This window comes from Nocardia colli, assembly GCF_008704205.1.
Lineage (GTDB): Bacteria > Actinomycetota > Actinomycetes > Mycobacteriales > Mycobacteriaceae > Nocardia > Nocardia colli.
Genome location: NZ_VXLC01000017.1, coordinates 73,477 through 89,036, shown reverse-complemented (window position 1 = coordinate 89,036; position 15,560 = coordinate 73,477). Strand labels below are relative to the sequence as shown.

The 15,560-nt window shown below is 67.8% G+C and carries 14 protein-coding genes and 1 tRNA gene; 8 read left to right on the top strand and 7 right to left on the bottom strand.

Annotated features, from left to right (window positions below; all coding sequences use genetic code 11):
* Positions 1-13: 13 nt before the first annotated feature.
* A complete protein-coding gene (locus F3087_RS31640; RefSeq protein ID WP_150405761.1) occupies positions 14-1,243 on the bottom strand; it encodes a DUF418 domain-containing protein in 1,230 nt (409 codons plus the stop codon).
* A 166-nt stretch (positions 1,244-1,409) separates the two neighbouring features.
* On the opposite strand from F3087_RS31640, the gene F3087_RS31635 reads away from it, so the two are divergent.
* The 4 genes from F3087_RS31635 (at position 1,410) to F3087_RS31620 (ending at position 5,075) form a co-directional block, all read left to right on the top strand.
* Entirely contained in the window at positions 1,410-2,093 is a 684-nt protein-coding gene (locus F3087_RS31635) for a response regulator (protein WP_223885495.1), read from the top strand.
* Positions 2,090-3,172, top strand: coding sequence for a sensor histidine kinase (locus tag F3087_RS31630; RefSeq protein WP_150405760.1), 1,083 nt, complete (start codon positions 2,090-2,092; stop codon positions 3,170-3,172). Before F3087_RS31635 ends, F3087_RS31630 begins: the two co-directional genes overlap by 4 nt.
* A 140-nt stretch (positions 3,173-3,312) precedes the next feature.
* Positions 3,313-3,708: a VOC family protein gene (locus tag F3087_RS31625; RefSeq protein ID WP_191094240.1), complete on the top strand. Its 396-nt coding sequence runs from the start codon at positions 3,313-3,315 to the stop codon at positions 3,706-3,708.
* A 239-nt stretch (positions 3,709-3,947) separates the two neighbouring features.
* Complete coding sequence (locus F3087_RS31620) at positions 3,948-5,075, top strand: SGNH/GDSL hydrolase family protein (RefSeq protein WP_150405758.1); 1,128 nt, start codon at positions 3,948-3,950, stop codon at positions 5,073-5,075.
* A gap of 3 nt (positions 5,076-5,078) precedes the next feature.
* On the opposite strand, the gene F3087_RS31615 is transcribed toward F3087_RS31620, so the two are convergent.
* Positions 5,079-6,479 (bottom strand): pentapeptide repeat-containing protein, encoded by a 1,401-nt coding sequence (locus F3087_RS31615; protein WP_223885494.1) that lies wholly within the window; start codon positions 6,477-6,479, stop codon positions 5,079-5,081.
* Between the two features lie 198 nt (positions 6,480-6,677).
* On the opposite strand from F3087_RS31615, the gene F3087_RS31610 reads away from it, so the two are divergent.
* Both F3087_RS31610 and F3087_RS31605 read left to right on the top strand, forming a co-directional pair.
* On the top strand, positions 6,678-7,085 hold the full coding sequence (locus tag F3087_RS31610) for a DUF4440 domain-containing protein (protein ID WP_150405757.1): 408 nt from the start codon (positions 6,678-6,680) through the stop codon (positions 7,083-7,085).
* Positions 7,086-7,523: 438 nt separating this feature from the next.
* On the top strand, positions 7,524-8,459 hold the full coding sequence (locus F3087_RS31605; protein WP_150405756.1) for an FAD-dependent oxidoreductase: 936 nt from the start codon (positions 7,524-7,526) through the stop codon (positions 8,457-8,459).
* Here the strand turns inward: F3087_RS31605 and F3087_RS31600 are convergent, their stop codons facing one another.
* A complete protein-coding gene (locus F3087_RS31600) occupies positions 8,460-9,344 on the bottom strand; it encodes a VC0807 family protein (protein WP_150405755.1) in 885 nt (294 codons plus the stop codon).
* Between the two features lie 86 nt (positions 9,345-9,430).
* On the opposite strand from F3087_RS31600, the gene F3087_RS31595 reads away from it, so the two are divergent.
* Positions 9,431-9,913: a MarR family winged helix-turn-helix transcriptional regulator gene (locus tag F3087_RS31595; RefSeq protein WP_150405754.1), complete on the top strand. Its 483-nt coding sequence runs from the start codon at positions 9,431-9,433 to the stop codon at positions 9,911-9,913.
* 183 nt (positions 9,914-10,096) lie between these two features.
* On the opposite strand, the gene F3087_RS31590 is transcribed toward F3087_RS31595, so the two are convergent.
* Both F3087_RS31590 and F3087_RS31585 read right to left on the bottom strand, forming a co-directional pair.
* Positions 10,097-10,168: transfer RNA gene (locus F3087_RS31590), tRNA-Gly, on the bottom strand.
* Positions 10,169-10,242: 74 nt separating this feature from the next.
* The gene (locus tag F3087_RS31585; protein ID WP_150405753.1) at positions 10,243-11,463 is read right to left on the bottom strand and encodes an MFS transporter; all 1,221 of its coding nucleotides are present in this window, start codon (positions 11,461-11,463) and stop codon (positions 10,243-10,245) included.
* Between the two features lie 93 nt (positions 11,464-11,556).
* Here F3087_RS31585 and F3087_RS31580 point away from each other — a divergent pair, with 93 nt between their 5' ends.
* A complete protein-coding gene (locus F3087_RS31580; protein ID WP_150405752.1) occupies positions 11,557-11,886 on the top strand; it encodes an ArsR/SmtB family transcription factor in 330 nt (109 codons plus the stop codon).
* Between the two features lies 1 nt (position 11,887).
* On the opposite strand, the gene F3087_RS31575 is transcribed toward F3087_RS31580, so the two are convergent.
* Positions 11,888-13,183, bottom strand: a complete 1,296-nt coding sequence (locus F3087_RS31575; protein WP_223885493.1) for a M16 family metallopeptidase — start codon at positions 13,181-13,183, stop codon at positions 11,888-11,890.
* 86 nt (positions 13,184-13,269) lie between these two features.
* Positions 13,270-15,549, bottom strand: coding sequence for a polyribonucleotide nucleotidyltransferase (locus F3087_RS31570; protein ID WP_150405751.1), 2,280 nt, complete (start codon positions 15,547-15,549; stop codon positions 13,270-13,272).
* Positions 15,550-15,560 lie beyond the last annotated feature (11 nt).

Here is a 15,560-nt window from a genome sequence, read left to right as displayed (position 1 = left end):
CAGGGGGCGGCGGCTACCGCACCCGTTCCGCCACCGTGGTCGCTCGGTGGAGCAGCCACTCCAGCGGTCCGCGGCGGAAGAAGCGGCTCCAGCAGTAGGCGAACATCATGATGATCGCGCTCAGGCCGAGCAGGACCGGGAGCGAACCGGCCGGGAGCACGTCGAAGCCGAGGATGGCGATCGCGACAACGTGGAATACGTACGCGGTCAACGACATACTGCCGACCGCGATCAGCGGGGTGGCCATCTTCGAGAACTGCCGAGATCCGTCGCACGCGGCCAGGCAAGCGATCAGAACAATAAGCGCGACACCGGTATTCGCGACGATCGACAGCGTGGTCTCGCTGTGCGGCATCGCCCCCAGCTGGTATCGCCAGCCCGCCGGATCCTCCGCCATGTCGGACCACCACGGCGCGTACATGATTCCCGGCCGCTCCCGCACGCCCGGCGCGACCCGCAGTGCCAGCGCGGAGCCGCCGTAGCCCAGCACCGCGAGACCGACGCCGGTCCACGCCAGACGAACACGAATCAGGTTGGCGGCCAGGTCGAGTCGCGCCACCGCCATGCCCGCGAACACGAACGGCATCCAGCTCAACGCCGGATAGTTACCCGTGACCAGCAGCCCGACGATCCCGTCACCACTGCCGATCGGATCGCCCCGGCTCCCCGACCAGGCGAGCGGATCGAATCGATCGACCGCATCGGCCCAGCCGAGATCCCTCGACACCAGGAACACGAGCTGCGGCAGCACCAGCGCACTCACCGCCGCGAGCACCGCCAACGCGCCCGCCCGCAACCGCGCGAACGGCAACGCCAGCAGGAAGTACATCCCGTAGTAGGCCAGGATCACCTCCACCTTCGTCCCGGTCGCGGTCAGCGCGGTACCGATCACCAGCAGAATCCCCGCCCGAATCAGGATCTTGACCCGCGCCTGCCGTCCCGCCTGTCCCACCTTCGGCACCCGCCGCCCGGTGATCAGCAGAATCGAGAACCCCGCCAGAAACGCGAACAGCGCCGAGGACCGCCCATGGGTGAGCTCCATGACGAACCCCTCGACCCCGCCCTCCCGCGGATCCGGCCCCACATGCGCCGCGTACATCCCGAGCACCGCGAGCCCGCGCGCCAGATCCACCCCGAGCAACCGCGCACCGGCCCGCACCGCGGCGCCCGCACCCGCTTCACTGGCCAGAGACGGACGACCGATCTCGGCATCGATCGATGCCGGAGTTCCGTTGTGTGCCATACCTTCAGCGTCGAGAACGCCCGATTCATCCGGTATCCGGCACGCGTCCGGATGATCTCCGCCCAGCGGCGGGCGGTGACCCGCCGACCGGCTGGACCATCCCCGCCGGTCGGCCGTCGCACCCGCCTCGCCGACGGGCCGGCGCCTGGGCGGGATCTAGGCTCACGTGCAGGAACAGGCCTGGGCGAAGGAGGTGTGGCGGGTGATTCGGGTGGTCGTCGTCGATGACGAGGCGCTGGTGCGGTCCGGTTTCGAGATGATCCTGAATGCGGCCGCCGACATCGAGGTGGTCGCGACGGCGACCGGGGCGGAAGCGGTCCAGGCGGTGACGGCGGCGCGACCGGACGTCGTGCTGCTCGACATCCGGATGCCCGATGTCGACGGGCTGACCGTGCTGCGACAGTTGCGCGCCGCGCCCGACCCGCCCGTGGTCGCGATGCTGACGACGTTCGACACCGACGACTACATCCTGTCCGCATTGCGTTCCGGCGCAGCGGGTTTCGTGCTCAAGGACACCGAACCCGAGCAGCTCGCCCAGCTGACCCGCACCCTCGCCGCGGGCGGCGTCGTGCTGTCCCCCAAAGCCTCGGCGGCCCTGTTGCGCAACGCCGAACCGGCCACCGCCGCGGGCATCGACGCCGACGCCGCGCGCGTCGAACGGCTCACCGGGCGGGAGCGCGCGGTGCTGGTGCTGATCGCCGCCGGCCTGTCGAACGCCGAGATCGGCCAGCAGATCCACCTGAGCGTGGGCACGGTGAAGGACCACGTCAGCGCCATCTTCACGAAATTGCGGGTGACCAGCCGGGTGCAGGCCGCGTTGCTGGCACAGCGAGCCGGTCTGCTGCCGTGAACCGGTTCCCGGCGTGGCTGATCGACCTGGCGCTCGTCGCGATCGCCGTGGCCGACGTGCTCGTCGACGGCGGCGTCAGCACCCGGCTCGAGCTCGCCGCCGCGGTTCTGGCCTGCGCCGCGTTGCTGCTGCGCCGCCGCTTCCCGTTGCTGACCTTCGTCCTGACGCTTCCCGTGAGCTGGATGCTCGATATCCTCGTCGCCCCCGCGGTCGCGCTGTACACGCTGGCCGAACGCACGAGCAACCGCGCGCTGCTGTGGGCGGCCGTGCTCGCCACCTCGATCGCCGCGTCCGCCCCGTGGCCGCTCGGCGACGCGTTCGACCAGCGCGGCGCGCTCGTCTCCTTCGCCTATTCGCTGGCCTGGGCGGGCGCACCGGCATTGCTCGGGCAGCTCGTGCGAACCCGCCGCGACCTCTCCGAACGGTTGGTCGAGATCGAGGAGGCGCGCGATCACGAACGCCAGCTGCATGCCCAAGCCGTCCTGGCCCGTGAACGCGCGCAGATCGGCCGCGAGATGCACGACGTCGTCGCCCATCAGGTCAGCCTGATCGCCGTGCGCGCGGGCGCGCTGCAGGTGGCGGCCACCGATCCCGACGCGGCCGACGCCGCCCGCACCATCCGCCGGCTCAGCGTCGACACCCTCGACGAGCTCCGCCACATGGTCACGCTGCTGCGCGCCGCGGGCGGTCAGAGCACCGAGCTCACGCCCCAGCCGACGCTCGCCGATCTGCGAAAGCTGCTCGACTCCAGCGGGATTCCGGTCGAGCTGCACGGCGAACTACCCGACGACCTGTCCGCGCCCGGCCAGCGCACCATCTATCGCACCGTGCAGGAAGCCCTCACCAACGTCCGCAAGCACGCGCCCGGCGCGACCGCGACCATCGAGCTGTGGCACGACAGCGACCACTTCGGCGTCACCGTCACCAACACCAGGTCGACCCGTCCCGCGGTGGCGCTGCCCAGCTCCCGGCACGGGCTGGTCGGCCTGGCCGAACGGGCCGAATTACTCGGCGGCACCTTCGAGTCCGGCCCGACCGCCGACGGTGGCTATCGCGCGGCCCTGTGCCTGCCCCGTTGAACTGAATCATGGCCTGTGTCACTGGATACTGGCGAAATCCATGGGACGTTTGCTAGCGTCGTTGCTCGTGACGGTGCTCCCGTTGGCCGCCTTGTACCGAGCCCGGGGTCGGGACCGTCACGGCACAAGGAGAAATTCCCCTGTCAGTACAGTTCGATCACACCATTGTCGGTTGCCGGGATAATCGCGTGACCGCCGAATTCTGGGCAGACATCCTCGGCACGGAACTGGGGGCCGAATGGGGCCCGTTCATTCCACTGCCGCTGGACAACTCGGTAACCTTCGATTTCGCGAACGTGCCACCGCACGTCACAGAAATCTCGCCCCAGCACTACGCATTCCTGATCTCCGAACCCGAATTCGACGTGGCCTACGCCAAGATCCAGCGCTACCAACTGGAGCACTGGGCCGACCCACGTCAACAGGGCGTCAACCAGATCAATCACAATGACGGCGGCCGCGGCGTCTACTTCCTGGACCCCAACGGCCACTTCATGGAATTGATCACCGTCCCGTACGGTGGCTGGCCGAGTTAAATGATCTGGGGCGGCATCTATCCAGATGCCGCCCCTCGGGCATACCGACTGATCACTCCGAATTGTCACCCACGGTGACGATTTCTCCGGTCGTGGTTTGTTTTTCGAGTTGGGCATGGCGGAGCGCCCGAATGAGTACCCTTGACGTACTCCGAAAGGCCTTGCGGGGATTCGCACTTTGCGACTCTTTTATCGAAACTCGCGCCGATGGCGCGAGATACAGGACTGCGAGTAAATCCATGCCTATCGCCCTGCAGAATCTGATCGTGCTCGGGGACAGTCTGTCCGACGTCGGAAACAAACGCGAGGCCCCGACCGGGTTGTTCGCGCGCGCCATCAAAGCGATGCGCACCAACGAGATCGGCCGCTACAGCGACGGAAAGAACTGGACCGACTTCCTGATCGAGTGGGCAGGCGCGGATCCGCTGGTCCAGTCCACCAAGGAGCTCACCGAGCAGGCCACCGAATACCATCGCAGCCTGACCAAGCACTCGATGCTGCTGAAAACCGACGTCGACTCGAATCCGCCGGTGCGCTATGCCAATTACGCCGAGGGCGGCGCGATCGCGGGCTCGGACTGGAGTCCCAAGGCCGGCGCGCTCGGCTACCTGAAGACGCAGGTCGCGCAGTACATCAAGGCCCGAAAAGCGTTGGGCGACCAGTACACCGGCGACACCATGCACATCATCTGGATCGGGCTGAACGACATCGTCACCGCCGAACGCGCCGAGGGCAACGTCATGACCTCCGCGGACGGCGTGTTCGAGGTTCCGCGCGGGATGAAGGACAAGGCGGGCACCGGCATCACGCCCGTGGTCGCGGAGATCAAGGGCCTGGTCGACAGCATCGCCAACGCCTTCCCCGGCCCGCCCGATCGCAACCACTTCATGCTGATCGATCTGCCCAGCCCGACCGTCTCGATCCGGTTCCAGGATCAGATCGCCGACGGCAAACGCAAACAGGTGGACCAGTTCTCGGCCAACACCGCCCGGTTCAACGAGGTGCTCGACTACTTCGCCCAGCACTGGCCGATGACCGCCAAGGACCCACAGCCGGGCGCCGCGCAGAACCACGTGACGCTGGTGCGGATGTGCGACTGGATGACCTACGTCGCGGACAACGCGAAGGCATTCGACCTCACCGGATTCGCCCAGCTGCACGGCGTCTCGGTGCCGTATCTCGGCGAGAAGGACACGGTCGAGCCGGCCATCCGCCGCTGCCTCACCACCAGCGATCTGGCCCATCCCACCCAGGCGGTGTACGAACTGATCGCCCGGAAGATCGCCGACGATCTGCTGAAGGGTTACACGCTGGGACGACTGAACGCGCAGTCCTGGACCAGGATTCGACCGTACGCGGACGTGTAACCGTTACTCGGGCAGCTCCGGCGGCCATGGGTTCGGTTTGACATTGGCCGGCTTGCGGGTCGGGATGTCGTCCCAGTCGAAGTGGGTACCGACCCAGGCCGTCGGCCGGTCGAAGGTGATCTCGGCGGCGTTGAACCGGGCGTCGACGAACGAGATATCGCCGAAGAAGTCGCCCTCGCTGAAATCGACGGAGCGGCCGGCGAAGGTGGTGCCCGCGAAGGTGGTCTTGCCGTGGAATTCGGCTCGGCTGAAGTCGGTTTCGCGGGTACCCCGATTGCGCATGCGCGCGGGAGCGCCGATCCGGGTCTCGTCGAAGGCGACGGTGCCTGCCTCGAACTGGGCTCCCGAGAAGGTGATTCGCGGGCTGGAGATGTCCGCGCCGGTGAAGGCGAGGTGCTGACCGTCCAGCGTGGCGCATTCGAACGAGGTGAGGTCGGCGTGGAACTTGGTGTCCTGGAACGAAGTTCGCTTCCCGGTGGTACGGATACCGGCGAAGGTCGTGCGTGGGCCGACGAAAACGGCCTGCTCGAAGGACACCGAGCCGTCGAACCGCGCGCCGTCGAAGGTGGTGCCGTACTCGGCACGTGCGACCTTTTCCGGCCGGGTCGAACCGAACTGCGCATGGTCGAACAACACGGGTCCGCCGTCGAAGGTCGCCTCCCGGAAGCTGACCTGTGGACCGGCGAAGGTCGCGTGTTCGAAGGTGGTGCGGCCGCTGAATACCGCACGGGCGAACGAGGTCTTCCGCCCGGCGAACACCGCGTGCCGGAAGTCGGCGCGTTCGATGACCGCGTTGTTGAAGGTGAAGTCGCAGTCCGACCAGGAGACGTCGGCCGACCGCTGCAGGTGATCGGCGATCACCTGCACGATGGTGCGGCGCACCTCCCGATCGTTCTGCCGGAACTGGTAGACGCGTTCGACCTTCAGGCCTGATTCGTCGACCGTTTCCGCCTGGGACACGAGGTGGTTCGCGCCGGCCATCGGGTCATAGGGCAGTCGGAGATAAGCGCAGAGCACGTCGACACACTGCTGGCGCCGGCTCGTCGATCGGAACTCGTCGGCGATCCCGGTCATCGCGTAGACGCCCGCGATCCGCACCGCCACATCCGAATCGCCCAGCTGTCGCGAGGCAGCGCCGAACAATTCGGCGAAGCGTCCGCGTTCGAGGTCGCGCTGCCGCCGGTAGGCCACCACCAACGCGACGGCGCCACCGACGCCGGCCGCCACCGCCAACGCGATCTTGGTCAGGTCCAGCTGATTCGGCGTCTCCGCCTTCGCCCCGAGCGCCAGCCACAGCAGCCACCAGGTGAGCGCCGCGATGCCGAGGCCGCAGACAACCGCTACCAGCACCGCAAGCAGTAACGCCGCGCGGTGCAGTCGGTCGCCCAACCTCCCCCATCGCATTAGCGCATGGTAGCCGCATTGCCGCCGGTCGACTACCGGACAAGATCGGCTATCGGTGCGCCCCAGACCCTTTCAAATGTCCTCTATCCACACGGGGCACACCGCGCGACTCGTTGGCGTCGGGTGGCGCATGCCGGACACCGATCGGCCGTCGCGTCGCTGGACTGCGCGGGCGTTCCGCTCGAGTAGTCTGCGGAGATGTCTGCTTCCGATTCGCTCGATCCGGTGGCCGAAGTCGAGGCCGTGCACGCGCTGCTCGCCACCTGGTTGGGGACCGATGCCGAGCCGGAGGTGCTCGAGCGTTTCGCCGCGACTCAGCACGACACGATGTCCATGGTGACCACCGACGGCACGCGCATGAGCCGCTCCGAGCTGCTGTCCGGCCTGCGGCGCGCGCGCAACGCCCGGCCCGGTCTCGATATCGAGATCTCCGAGGTGGAGGTGCTGTTCGCCGAGGGGAACGTGACCGTCGTCCGTTTCATGGAGCGGCATCACTTCGACGGCAAACACGCCGACCGCTGGACGACCGCGGTCCTGACCGCCGAGGGCCTCCCGCCGCGCTACAGCTGGCGGGTGCTGCACGAGACCGAGGCTCCCGGCGACTAGAACCGCGGCCGCTTCGGTTGCGGGCAGAGATACCCGGCGCTGCCGCACGTCGACATTGATGTCGTGATCAGCCACGAGCACGCCGCGAACGAACTGTCGAGCCGCGCACAATATCGCTAGCAGTTCTCGGCGCGCCCAGCCGGTTTGCGCGCGGCAGGCCGCTTTAGGCGCAGCGGGTCGCTTTGCACGCGGCGGGCCAGTTGTGGGTGGCGGGCCCAAGGCGCGGCTCGGCTCGGCGCACTCGGCGTACGAATCCTTCGGGTGCGCGCGGAATTGCTGGCTACTTCAGGCGCGGCGGATCGATGCGTGCGCAGCGGGCTGATGTGGGTGCGGGAGGGTGGTTCAGGGTGCGGCGGGCAACATTCGCGAAGGCTTGCTCGGTCTCGCGCATTCGTTCTTTCCAAGCCGGAGAACGGGATTCGTGAGTACCGTCCGAATATGGCAAATGATGTGTTGGTGCTGGGGGCGGGCGTGATCGGGCTGACCACCGCGGTCTGCCTGGCAGAGGAGGGCCATCGGGTCCGGGTCTGGGCGGAGCGGCCGCCCGAGCGGACGACGTCGGCCGTGGCGAGCGGGTTGTGGGGACCCGGGAGTACGCCACGGGATTTGGCGTGGAGCCGAGTGACCTTCGCCGAATTCACCGAGCTGGCCGAGGATCCCGCGTCCGGCCTGCATTTCGAACGCGGACTTCAGGTTTCGAGCAACTGGCCCGAACCGCCTTCCTGGGTCGAAGATTTGACCGACGTACAGATGTGCACACCCAGCGAACTGCCCGAGGGTATGCGGTTCGGCTTCTGGTGCACGGCCCCGCTGATCGATCTGCCCCGCTACCTGCACTACCTGACCGATCGCCTTACCGCACAAGGCATCACGATCGAGCAGCGAACCGTGCACGACCTCGCCGAGCCCGCGGCCGCCGCACCTGTCGTGGTGAACTGCACCGGCGTAGCGGCGGGCAAACTCGCCGACGACGACGCCGTACAACCGGTGCGCGGGCAGCACGTCATCGTCCGAAACCCCGGCATCGAGGACTTCTACGTCGAACTCGGCGGCGAAACCGAATGGGCCGGCTTCTTCCCGCACGGCGACCGCCTCATCCTCGGCGGCGTCCGCCAGCACGGGCAGTGGAGCCTGGACCCGGATCCCGAAATCGCCGACCAGATCCTGCGCCGCTGCATCGCCGTCGAACCGAAACTCGCGACCGCCGAAGTGGTCGGCCACGAAGTCGGCCTGCGCCCGGGCCGCACCGAGGTCCGCCTCGACGAGGAGCGCATCGGCGAGTCCCGGGTGGTGCACAACTACGGCCACGACGGCCAGGGCGTCAGTCTGTCCTGGGGCAGCGCCCGCGAGGTCGCGGGCATGCTCGCCGACTGATCACCCGGCGCCGAGCCGATCGGCCGCCGGAAGCGGCTGCGCCTGAGCCATTTCCAGATCGAGCAGGCGTTCCGCTCGGGGCACGACGAAGGTGCGGTTGACGAACAGCCACAGGCCCACCAGGACGATCAGCGGCAGGCCGGAAACCAGCGACGACTCTCCGGCCTCGTCGGCCGAGTAGCTGTAGACCACGACGACCCGCAATATCGCATCGACCAGCAGCACCACACCCAATGTCGCGGTGACGAAGCGGTAGATCGTTCGGAAGCGCGCAGATTTCAGCCAGGTTCGGTCGAAACCGTCGGCGCGCAGCGGGTCTCCCTTCGCGGCAACGGGTTTGAGTGCGTCGCGCATGAAGGGGTGGTCCGTCCAGGTGCTGGCCAGGATGACGATGCCGGCGACGGCGATGTACAACGAACTGCGCGCCAGCACGAAACGCGCGTCGCCGCTGATCGAGGTCAGCACGATGCCGGCCACGACTTCGGCGAGCACCAGGACGGCGAATCGGTCGATCGGATGTGTCCGGTTGCCCCGCAATCGCGTTCGCGCGAGATCACCGAGGACGATCAGCCCGGCGACGACCGTGCCCGCCACCATGCTCGTCGTATCGCCGAACCCGCTGAAGTAGCACCCGAGGAGCACCGCGGTGGACACCGCGGTCAGGGCCAGGGCGAAGCGCCACCGGAATTCCCCGGTCTGCAACCCGCCGCCGATGGCCTTGGCGGCCAGCAACGTCCCGCCGAGCGACAACCGGATCGTGGCCGGCAATCCCGTCGGCGCGAGCAGCGCGAACACCACCGTCGGCAGCAGCAGATCAACGGCCGTGTTGGCGACCATCAGAACCAGCCACCCGGCCTTCTTCCGCTTGTCGATCGTGCCGTGCATGGACACTCACCCCGTTCCCTCGAAATATCTCAGGAGATAATCCTCTTAGTTACTAAGATAACGAGAGACTAAGGTATGTTGGAGGCATGACGCAAGAGGTGCCAGCGGACCCGACCCTCCTCGGCCGCGAATTCGCGTCGGCGATGGTGAACTTCCATGCCGCGACCGGCAAGCTGCTCGGCCTCAGCGCGGTCGAGCGCAAGTGCATGGACACGCTGCGCATCCTCGGTCCGGTATCGGCCGGCACCATCGCCGAGCACACCGGCTTGACCACCGGCGCGGTCACCGGTTTGGTGGATCGGCTGGAGAAGGCCGGCTACGCGAAACGCACCCGCGACCCGCTCGACCGGCGCAAAGTGCTCGTGGAGCTCGTACCCAACGAGCGAGTCGACGGACTATTGGCCGCGGTTTTCGTCCCGTTCGGCACGGAAATGGCCGATCTGATGGCCAGGTACTCCCCCGCGGAGTTGCAGGCGATCCGCGACTGGATCGATCGCACCACCGACATTCTGGTGCAGAACACCCAGCGAATCTCCGCCCCCGACTTCGAGCCTACGTCGGAGCACTGAGTCACCCTGCGGCAGAACAGAACTCGCCGCTCAGCTGTTGTCCGACAGGCGATACCAGGTGCGCGCGGCATCGAACGCGTTGCCGCCACCGATAATTGTTGTCCGCGTGGGGAAGACGGTTAGAACGGCCCGTCTCAACCAGTTTCGAACCCGTCTCACGCAACGGGGACCAGGTTTTCGAAGAGCGGATGACGGGATTTGAACCCGCGACCCTCACCTTGGCAAGGTGATGCGCTACCACTGCGCTACATCCGCATTCGCACCTCGGGTGACTCCGTGATGCGAGATAGAACTTTAGCTGATCGACGGCGGAAAATGCCAATCCGTGCTCAGGCCGCCGATTCGACGGCCGTCCGGGTGCGGCGCAGGCCGAGGCCGGCGGCGGTCAGGCAGGCCAGCGAGACGACCACGACGAACCAGGGGAACACCGTGCTCAGCCCCCAGGTGGTGGCGGCCCAACCGGCCAGGATGGTCGGCAGCGCCATCGCCGTGTAGGCGAGCAGGTAGTACGCCGACATGGTCTCGCCCCGCTTGTGCTGCGGGACCACCTCGGACAGGTGGCGCAGCGAGCCGCCGAAGCCGAGTCCGAATGTGGCGCCGAGCAATACGCCGGCCAGCAACACCACGACCCAGTTGCCGGTGTGCAGCGCGGGCACGGTGAGCAGCAGCGCGATCGCCATCCCGGTGTCGCCGCCGATGGCCGCGCGCCGGGCCGGGATCTTGGTGGCGAACAGCTGCGAGGTGGCGCCGGCCAGCGCGGTCGACGCGACCACCGCGCCGCCGAAAACCAGGTTGTGGATGCCGGTTTCGGCCGAGGCCAGCGACGGGTACAGCGACAGCAGCACGCCGAGCACCGACCAGGCCGCCATCACGCCGAGCGCGGAGAACCAGAAGTCGCCGCGAATCTCCGGCGGCACAGCGGGTTTCGCGATCCGGATGCGACCGGCGATGCGCCCGGTGTGCGGTTCCTCCAGCGCGATGACGCCGATGCCGATGACCAGGCAGACCACGGTGATGACCACGTACGGCGTGCGCAACGGATGCGGCGCGTACTGCGCGAGCAGGGCCGAACCCAGAATCGCCACGGCCATACCGACATTGAACGCGACCCCGGTGAGCTGGCCGGATCGCGCGCCGTGCTTGGGCCGCAGATCCAGCAGCGCGGCCGCACCGGCGACCACCGTCGCACCGACCGCGAAGCCGTGCAACGCGCGCGCCACCAACAGCATCACCACGTTGTCGGCGAGCAGGAACACGGCCAGCCCTGCGATCATCGTCACAAAAGCGCCGAGCAGCACCGGCTTACGGCCGACCACATCGGAGATCTTGCCGGACACCAGCACCGCGCCCAGCGCCGCGAACGCGTAGACGGCGAACACGAAAGTCGTGGTGAGCGGCGAGAAATGCCACTCCTTCTGATACATGCCGTAGAGCGGGGCCGGCACTCCGGACACACCGAGCGCCACTCCGCCTGCGGCCAGCACGAGCCCGTAGGCCCAGCGCTGTGATGTCCGCTCGTCCGCGGCGGGCACCGCGATCGTCGCTGCCATCGAATCTCCGATCAGGTAAGTTTGATAATGATCGAACCGCATACGACGGTACAGCTAGTTTGACGATCATCAAACCCCGGAGTGAGGTAGATCATGACCGAAGCTAAGGAGGCGGCGGCCGACGCCCCGCCGGTGGCCGCGTTGTCCACCGTGCTCGGCGCGATCCAGGACCCCATCCGCCTGGAGATGGTGCGCCGCCTGAGCAACGCGGGCGTCGCGGTGCGCTGCAACGAGCTCTACGAGGTGATCAACAAATCGACCGCGACGCACCACTTCAAGATCCTGCGCGAGGCGGGCGTGATCGAGCGGGTGATCGTGGACGGCCAGATCTGGCAGCGCCTGCGCGCGCGAGATCTCGAATCCGCGCTGCCCGGCGTGGTTTCCGCGGTGGTCGAGGCGGCCAACCGGGCGAGCGCGGAGTAGGTCAGCCCTCGACCAACCGGCGCACCGCGGCGGGCAGTTCGCGAGTTCGCTTGTACGGTCCGGCGATCGACGCCGCGAAGGGCCGCGACAGCAGCGTGTTCGCGATGGCGCAGACCTCGTCGGTGGTGACCGCGTCGATCCGCGCCAGCGTTTCCGACACGCTGCGATGGTTGCCGTAGCTGAGTTCGCTGCGGCCGATGCGGTTCATCCGGGACGCGGAATCCTCCAGGCCGAGCACCAGGCCACCGCGCAGCGAGCCCTTGGCCCGCGCGCATTCGGCGTCGGTGATGCCGTTGGCCGCAACCTCTTCCAGCACCCCGCGGGCCAAAGTGGCGACCTTGCCGAGGTTTTCCGGCTGGCAGCCGATGTAGACCGAGAACGCGCCGGTGTCGGCGAAGGTGTCCACGCTGGAGTACACCGAGTAGGCGAGTCCGCGTTCTTCCCGAATCCGTTGGAACAGACGCGAACTCAGCCCGCCGCCGACCACGGTGTTGAGCACCGAGAGCGGCCAGCGCCGCTCCCCCTCGTGCCGCCCGAAGGCGCGCACGCCGAACGCCAGGTGCGCCTGCTCGCTGTCGCGATGACTCCAGTGCAGTTCGGGATCGCCGGCCGGGCGGAACTTGCCCTCCCGGCGCTTGGCCGGGGTAGCGGCCGGATCGAGCCGATTCTCGAACGCGCGGTGCACCAGCTCCACCGTGTGCTCGTGTTCGACATTGCCCGCGACCGCGACGACCATCCGGTCCGGCCGGTAGCGGCGCAGGTGGAAGCCGCGCAGCTGGGCCGCGTGCATCGACTCGATGGATTCGATGGAGCCGATCACCGGCCGGCCGATCGGATGATCACCGAACAGGGCGGACAGGAACGCGTCGCCGACCAGGTCTTCCGGGTCGTCGTCGCGCATGGCGATCTCTTCGAGCACCACCTGGCGTTCCAGGTCGACGTCCTCGGCCCGGCACAGCCCGTTGAGCACCACGTCGGAGACCAGATCCACGGCCAGCGGCAGGTCCTCGTCGAGCACGTGCGCGTAGTAGCAGGTCTGCTCCTTCGCGGTGAACGCGTTGAGCTCGCCGCCGACGGCGTCCATCGCCTGCGCGATGTCCAGCGCCGTGCGCGTGGGGGTCGCCTTGAACAGCAGATGTTCGAGGAAGTGCGCCGCACCGGCGACGGTGGGGCCTTCATCGCGCGAGCCGACGCCCACCCAGACGCCGATCGAGGCCGAGCGCACGCCGGGGACATGTTCGGTCACCACGCGCAGTCCGCCGGGTAGCACGGTGCGTTGAACGCCGGGATCGGTCATGTTGGCTCGCAGCTCCAGTGACGAACCCCCCTGCTCGCGTCGGAGCAGAGGGGCTGTCGTCTTCTTCGTCGTCACAAAGACAAGTACTACTCGGTCGCTGCCGCGCCCGCATCAACGGTCTCGGCTTCGGCCGGCTCTTCGGCGTTCTCCTCGACCGGGACCAGCGAGATCTTGCCGCGGTTGTCGATATCGGCGATCTCGACGCGCAGCTTGTCGCCGACGTTCACCACGTCTTCGACCTTGGCGACGCGCTTGCCGTTGCCGAGCTTGGAGATGTGCACCAGGCCGTCACGGCCGGGCAGCAGCGAGACGAACGCGCCGAAGGCGGTGGTCTTGACGACCGTGCCCAGGAAGCGCTCGCCGACCTTCGGCAGCTGCGGGTTCGCGATGGCATTGATCTGGTCGATCGCCGCCTGCGCCGCGGGGCCGTTGGTCGCACCGACGTAGACCGTGCCGTCATCCTCGATCGAGATGTTGGCGCCGGTCTCCTCGGTGATCTGGTTGATCACCTTGCCCTTGGGCCCGATCACCTCGCCGATCTTGTCGACCGGGATCTTGATCGCGGTGACCCGCGGGGCGTACTGGCTCATCTCGTCCGGGGTGTCGATGGCCTCGGCCATGACCTCCAGGATGGCGGTGCGGGCGTCGTGCGCCTGGCTCAGCGCGCCGGCCAGCACCTGCGAGGGGATGCCGTCGAGCTTAGTGTCGAGCTGCAGCGCGGTGACGAAGTCCCGGGTGCCGGCGACCTTGAAGTCCATGTCGCCGAAGGCATCCTCGGCGCCCAGGATGTCGGTGAGGGCGACGTAGCGCACCTCGTCCTCACCCTTGTCGTTCGTGATCGTGTCGGACACCAGGCCCATGGCGATGCCGGCGACCGGCGCCTTCAGCGGCACACCGGCGTTGAGCAGCGACAGGGTCGAGGCGCAGACCGAGCCCATCGAGGTGGAACCGTTGGAGGACAACGCCTCCGACACCTGACGGATGGCGTACGGGAACTCTTCCTGGCTCGGCAGCACCGGCATCAGGGCCCGCTCGGCGAGCGCGCCGTGGCCGATCTCGCGACGCTTCGGCGAGCCGACGCGGCCGGTCTCACCGGTGGAGTACGGCGGGAAGTTGTAGTGGTGCATGTAGCGCTTGCTGGTCTCCGGGCCGAGCGAGTCGACCTGCTGGGCCATCTTCACCATGTCGAGGGTGGTGACGCCGAGGATCTGCGTCTCGCCCCGCTCGAACAGCGCCGAGCCGTGCGCCCGCGGCACCACGGCGACCTCGGCGGACAGCGCGCGGATGTCCGCGAGACCGCGGCCGTCGATGCGGAAGCCGTCGGTCAGGATGCGCTGGCGGACCAGCTTCTTGGTGACCGAGCGGAACGCGGCGCCCAGTTCCTTCTCGCGGCCGACGAAGTCGTCGCCGAGCCGGGACAGCACGTCGAGCTTGATCTCGTCGATCTTGGCTTCGCGCTCCTGCTTGTCCGCGATCGAGAGCGCCTCGCCGAGCTCACGCTTCGAGGTGCCTTCGACGGCCTCGAACACATCGGCCTCGTACGGCGGGAACAGCGCGAACTCACCGGTCGGCTTGGCGGCCAGCTCGGCGAGGTCGGCCTGCGCCTTGCACAGGCGGGCGATGAACGGCTTGGCGGCCTCGAGGCCCTCGGCCACGACGGCCTCGGTCGGCGCCTGCGCGCCACCGTCGATCAGCGCGATGACCTTGTCGGTGGCCTCGGCCTCGACCATCATGATCGCGACGTCACCGGACTCGACCACGCGACCCGCGACGACCATGTCGAACACGGCGCCCTCGAGCTGCTCGACGGTCGGGAACGCGACCCACTGGCCGTCGATCAGCGCGACGCGCACGCCGCCGACCGGGCCGGAGAACGGCAGGCCGGCGATCTGGGTGGACGCGGACGCGGCGTTGATCGCCACCACGTCGTACAGGTCGTTCGGGTCCAGGCTCATGATCGTGACGACGACCTGGATCTCGTTGCGCAGGCCGTCGACGAAGGACGGGCGCAGCGGGCGGTCGATCAGGCGGCAGGTCAGGATCGCGTCGGTGGAGGGGCGGCCCTCGCGACGGAAGAACGAGCCGGGGATGCGGCCCGCGGCGTACATGCGCTCTTCGACGTCGACCGTCAGCGGGAAGAAGTCGAACTGGTCCTTCGGGTGCTTGCCCGCGGAGGTGGCGGACAGCAGCATGGTCTCGTCGTCCAGGTAGGCCACGACCGCGCCGGCGGCCTGCCGGGCCAGGCGTCCGGTCTCGAAGCGGACGGTGCGGGTGCCGTAGCTGCCGTTGTCGATCAGCGCGACGGATTCGAACACACCGGGCTCGACCTCTACGGCCGAGGACTTGCGTTCAGTTGTTTCGGTCATTCTCTTCTCTC